7 protein-coding genes are annotated in these 5239 nt (G+C 62.5%); 5 read left to right on the top strand and 2 right to left on the bottom strand.

Features of this window, described 5'->3' with window-relative positions; translation table 11 throughout:
- The 5 genes from EOA24_RS26660 to EOA24_RS26640 form a co-directional block, all read left to right on the top strand.
- A partial coding sequence (locus EOA24_RS26660; RefSeq protein ID WP_145992543.1) for an enoyl-CoA hydratase/isomerase family protein occupies positions 1–330 on the top strand: 330 nt, incomplete at its 5' end.
- Positions 327–749, top strand: a complete 423-nt coding sequence (locus EOA24_RS26655; protein WP_126082946.1) for a DUF6163 family protein — start codon at positions 327–329, stop codon at positions 747–749. The genes EOA24_RS26660 and EOA24_RS26655, both read left to right, overlap by 4 nt.
- 239 nt (positions 750–988) lie before the next feature.
- Entirely contained in the window at positions 989–1504 is a 516-nt protein-coding gene (locus EOA24_RS26650; RefSeq protein ID WP_040983294.1) for a MarR family winged helix-turn-helix transcriptional regulator, read from the top strand.
- A gap of 475 nt (positions 1505–1979) precedes the next feature.
- A complete protein-coding gene (locus tag EOA24_RS26645; protein ID WP_126082945.1) occupies positions 1980–3233 on the top strand; it encodes a L,D-transpeptidase family protein in 1254 nt (417 codons plus the stop codon).
- 138 nt (positions 3234–3371) lie between these two features.
- Positions 3372–3668 (top strand): hypothetical protein, encoded by a 297-nt coding sequence (locus EOA24_RS26640; RefSeq protein WP_126082944.1) that lies wholly within the window; start codon positions 3372–3374, stop codon positions 3666–3668.
- Between the two features lie 36 nt (positions 3669–3704).
- Here EOA24_RS26640 and EOA24_RS43305 read toward each other — a convergent pair whose 3' ends face one another.
- On the bottom strand, positions 3705–3929 hold the full coding sequence (locus EOA24_RS43305; RefSeq protein ID WP_281059503.1) for a helix-turn-helix transcriptional regulator: 225 nt from the start codon (positions 3927–3929) through the stop codon (positions 3705–3707).
- 11 nt (positions 3930–3940) lie between these two features.
- Positions 3941–4429, bottom strand: a complete 489-nt coding sequence (locus tag EOA24_RS43300) for a hypothetical protein (protein WP_245467070.1) — start codon at positions 4427–4429, stop codon at positions 3941–3943.
- Positions 4430–5239 lie beyond the last annotated feature (810 nt).

Raw genomic sequence — 5239 nt, 5'->3', positions numbered from 1 at the left:
ATCATCGACAGTCTGGAGCGGGCAGGGGCCGACGATGCTTTTGCCGCAAAGACGCTGGCGACGCTGAAGACCCGCTCGCCGACCAGCCTCAACGTTGCCTGGCGCCAGATCAGCGCCGGGTCGACGCTGTCGATGGACGAATGCATGAAGATGGAGTTCCGCATCCTGAACCGCATGCTGGCCGGCCATGATTTCTACGCAGGCATCCGCGCCGCCATCATCGACAAGGGCTCGACGCCCGCCTGGCGGCCGGCGAGCCTGGATGAGGTCAGTGCCGCCGACATCGACACCTATTTCGCCCCGCTCGGAGACAAGGAGCTCACCCTGTGAGCGAGGTCACCTCCAGGCGCGTGGTGCTGCAGCCCTCGACCACCGAGGTCATCTTCGCCTGGTTCCAGCGTGTGATCGCCGGCTACTGCCTCTTGTTCGGCATCCTCTACTGGATCCGCCTGATCGGCATCTATCCGGGCGAATTGTGGCGCTTCGACCTGATGCCGGTGCACTGGCAGGTGGCGGCGGCGACGCTTGCCGTCTTTTTCCCCTTCGCCGCGGCGGGGCTTTGGATGCTGGCCTCCTGGGGGCCGGTGATCTGGTTCATCTGCGCGGTGACCGAGACGGTGATGTATGCCGGCTTCCCCGATCTCTTTGGCCACCGCCTGCTGATCGTGATCTCGCACGCCAGCGTGGCGCTGCTTTATATCGTCTTCCGCGTGGTCATCTGGCTGCAGAAGCGCCAGCTCCGGCAGTAGGCCGAGGGCTGGTTTTCCGGGCCGATTTCGCGGCCCGTTTTGTCCCTAAATCCGTTGGCTAAATCTTTAGGTTAATTGTTCTTGCTCGGGTGACCGATCGTTAAGCGTCTTCCGAAACCTCTTACCGGTAAGCTCTTGTTAGCCCTGGCGTTTAAGTCGAATTTTATGAGTATTCGATAGTGTCGCGATCAAGGTGAAAAACAAAAAATCACCAAGGCGACAAACGAGAGGCAAAGACAATGATCAATTCGCGTCCGGCGGCGAAGACCGCAAACGTATCCGACGATCGCCGCGAGGCTATCCGTTCGCTGTACATGGAATCGCTGCAGCTGGTGGAGCGTCTGCACCGCCGTCTGCTTGACGTGATCAAGGACGAGTTCGACCGCAACGGCCGTTCCGACATCAATGCCATCCAGGCGCTGCTGCTCTTCAACATCGGCAATTCGGAGCTGACCGCCGGCGAGCTGCGTTCGCGCGGTTACTATCTCGGCTCGAACGTCTCCTACAATCTGAAGAAGCTGGTCGACCTCGGCTTCATCAACCACCAGCGCTCACGCATCGACCGCCGCTCGGTCCGCGTCTCGCTGACGCCGAAGGGCAACGAGGTGGCCGACGTCGTCGCGGGCCTCTACGAGCGCCATGTCGGCTCGATCGAAGCGGTCGGCGGCATCAACACCGACGAGTTCAAGCAGATGAACCGCGCCCTGCAGCGGCTCGACCGCTTCTGGAACGATACGATCGCTTACCGGATGTAGGCGTTCGAAGAACATCGAAGCCGCGCCGAAGAAGCGCGGCCTAGGGGAAAGAACATGGGGCCGGTGCCGAACGCGCCGGTCCTTTCTTTTTGCAAAGGCGGCATCCACGGTAATTTGACCATCGCTGCGCGCGTTGAAGCTCTGTGCCTGACGGGGAGGGGCGCAGACTTTACAAGGGCGCGCTCGTGTCGCTGCGATGCAAAAAAGCATCGCCCCCATTTCTTTCACCTCGCCCCCTCATGCAAATCGCGGGCCAAGGTCACGTTGCCGCCATAATCGCGGTGGAATGCGGATGACGGGTCAAGCTGCGGGCCTATGCCCTGCGCTCCTTGGAACCTGCGTGGCGGCAGCGCGTTTCTGGCGGCCGGCGAAGCGGGGTCATGGTTGGCGAATTGTTAAGTTTGCCAACCCTAGAGTGCGGACAAAGCCGCCCGGCAAGCGATTGAGCGAGAGCGATCAAACAAGAATGTCTGCCATGAGAACCAGCCGCCGTTTCTTTCTTACCGGAGCCTCCGCGCTCGCCGCGGCCGTGGTCGCCGGCCAGGCCAGCGCCCAGGACGTGATCGGGGATATCCTGAAATCCTCGACGCGCGGCAATTGGGACGACCAGTTCGACGCCCGCGGCAACGACACCAACAAGGTCGCCTCGACGCTGCCGATCTTCAGCCAGCAGACGGTGGCCTTCACCGAGCAGGCGGTGGCGCAGTACCAGAACATCGTCGCCCAAGGCGGCTGGGAACAGGTTCCGGCGACCAAGAAGCTGCAGCTCGGCGTCGACGACCCGGATGTCGTGCCGCTGCGCAAGCGCCTGATGGTCTCGGGCGACCTGCCGCAGAGCGCCGGCATCTCGACGGCCTTCGATTCCTATGTCGATTCCGCGGTCAAGCGCTTCCAACTCCGCCATGGCCTGCCGGCCGACGGCGCCATGGGCAAATACACCTATACGGCAATGAACGTCCCGGCGCAGATCCGCCTCGGCCAGTTGCAGACCAACCTGCAGCGACTGAAGGAAAAGGCCGGCACGCTCGGCAGCCGCTATGTGCTGGTCGACATTCCGGCGGCCCAGGTCGAGGCGGTCGAGAACGACCGCGTCGTGCTTCGCCATACCGCGATCGTCGGCAAGATCGATCGCCAGACGCCGATCGTGAACTCCAAGATCAACGAGATCATCGTCAATCCGTACTGGAACGCGCCGGTCTCGATCGTGCGCAAGGACATCATTCCGCTGATGCGGAAGGATCCCAACTACCTCAAGGACAGCCACATCCGCCTGTTCGCGCCGGACGGCAGCGAGGTCGATCCGATGACCATCGACTGGTCGACCGACGATGCCGCGAAATACCGCTTCCGCCAGGATCCGGGCAACAACAATGCGATGGCCTCGGTCAAGATCAACTTCCCGAGCCCGGACGGCGTCTATATGCACGACACGCCGCAGCAGAGCCTGTTCGGCAAGCTAATGCGCTTCGACTCGTCGGGCTGCGTGCGCGTCCAGAATGTGCGCGACCTCGTCACTTGGATCCTGCGCGACACGCCCGGCTGGGACCGCCAGCATTTCGAAGCGGCGATCAAGACCGGCGAGAACACGCCGATCAACGTGGTCAACCCGGTACCTGTCCACTTCCTCTATCTGTCGGCCTGGTCGACCGCCCCCGGCGTCGTTCAGTTCCGCGACGACATCTACGCCCTCGATGGCGCCCAAGAGCTGCAGATCAGCTCGGCTCAGTAAGCATTTGATCTTGTTTGCAAAAGCCGCCCATTGGGGCGGCTTTTTTGTTGCGGCATGAGGGTTCTGCAGCCGGCGCCGTTAACCTTCAAGAAGGATGCAACCCGATATAGGCTAGAAATAACAAGAGGGCGATAACGTATGCGTTGGCATATCAAAGCAATTGCAGTCGCGTTGGCCGTCGTTTTGGTTGCTCGATTTGCACTGTTTGACGACGCTGCGGAGTTCCGAAATTTCGCTGCATTGCTTATGCGGTACGGGCCAATGACTGTGGCGATCTGGGCGTTGGGGACTGTGCTTGCGTTGATAGCGATTTCACTGACGGCGAAACCCAAACAAGCGAGAGCCGTGTCGTTGCTGACCAGGGTAAACTACGTGTTGGTCGTAGTGCTACTTGGTGGCTCCATCGCCGCATTTAAACTCGGCTTCTTAGCGTAAATATTCGCCCGACCTGCTGGCCTCTCTGCCGAACTGCTATATCAGTCGCTGGTTCACCAGCCGCGCCACCGCTTGCGCGCGGTTGACGGCGCCGAGCTTGCGCCTGGCATTGTCGACATGGAAGCGCACGGTCGCCTCCGCGATGCCGAGGATCACCGAGATCTCCCAGTCGGTCTTGCCCTCGGCGACCAAAGCCAGGCTGTCGCGCTCGCGCGTCGTTAGCCTGACCGCCGTGGTCGGGGGCGGCGAGGTCAGGCTCATCAGCCTTTCCGTCAAGGCAAGGCCTGCCATGTGGATGGCGAACGCTTGTCCGGCGCAAACTCCCGCCGGCGAAAGCCGAGATGCAGCGAGGCGATCACGCCACCCGCGCCGTAAGAAGTGGCGCAGAGCGCGTCGTCGATATTCGCCTCGCTCAGCGCCTCCCAATAGGCGCCGTATTGCGCATCGTCGTGCGGCGCGAAATCGCTGAAGCGGTAGCTTGTGCGGCTCTCGCGGATCGCCCCCAGCAGCGGGTTGCATTCGAAGCAGACATAGTCGAAGGCCGGACTGCCGGGCCAGCCGCTCGGTGCCAGCCTGGTGATGAAGCCGCCGGCTGCCCAATGGCTGGCCGATGTCAGGATTGCCGCCGGCCTGCGGTAAAGCCTCGTCTGCAGATAGGAGGCGCCGAAATCTTCCATTGCCGCGAAGAGGGCCACGCTGGCGTCTTCGGCCGTGCGCGCCGCATACGCCGCCTCCACATGCGTCATCAATCGTGACAGCATCGTTCGCCCCAGTTTCAACCCACCCGGAACGCAGGGTTGCACGGGCCGTGCCATGCCGCAAGGGCAGGGGCGCTTCGTCTGTCAACCCCGCGTTTTCGAAAGGTTGATGGAGTTGGCCTCTCGCGTATCAGGAAAGACGCGGCGCCAGCCACACGCGCGCTTCTGCGGACCCGGCGCCCCTCTTCTGTATTTGCCACGCCGATTCCAGGACCTTGGCGTGGCGGCCGGCCACCCGGCGCCCCTTAGCAGCCTTGCGCTGACGCCGGGTGCCGGCCGGGTTTTTCGAATTTGGCTGGCGCTCCGGATATCGCGAGCCGCCGGATGCGCCCCGACATTGGGGGACGCTCTCGACCAAGCGCCGCGGCTGCGGCGAAAGAGCGGGCGTGGGCCGTCGGGGCGCATCTTCGCCTTGCTAAAATCTTCTGTGGCCGCTTCGAACGCTGCGCGCCGAGGCCCGCGAATCCGGCCGGATCGAGCTCGGAGTCAGGCTGGCCGGCATCGAGGCCGAGCGCGCCGAACTGCAGGCCATGCTGCGCCGCGGTGACATCAACTACCACACGGCGCGCAAGCTGTTGACCGAGATCACCTTCTCCGAAGCGATCCTCAAGGGCCGGGAACCGCGGGATTAGAACCAGGCGGCTTTGTCTTGGCGCAAACCGGCTAGCAAATTTCGCGCCGCAAACGTGGCGGCCCGAAAACAACTGTGTTAATGCGCGGCGACCTCGCAGACCTCCGGCCCCAAGGGAAAGCAAGCCATGTCAAATGCAGCGGCAGCCTCCAGCAAATTCGAATCCTTCTTCGAGACCACGC

This window comes from Mesorhizobium sp. M2A.F.Ca.ET.039.01.1.1 (assembly GCF_003998035.1).
Lineage (GTDB): Bacteria > Pseudomonadota > Alphaproteobacteria > Rhizobiales > Rhizobiaceae > Mesorhizobium.
The sequence above is the reverse complement of the archived record's forward strand: the minus strand, read 5'-3'. Positions and strand labels throughout refer to the sequence as shown.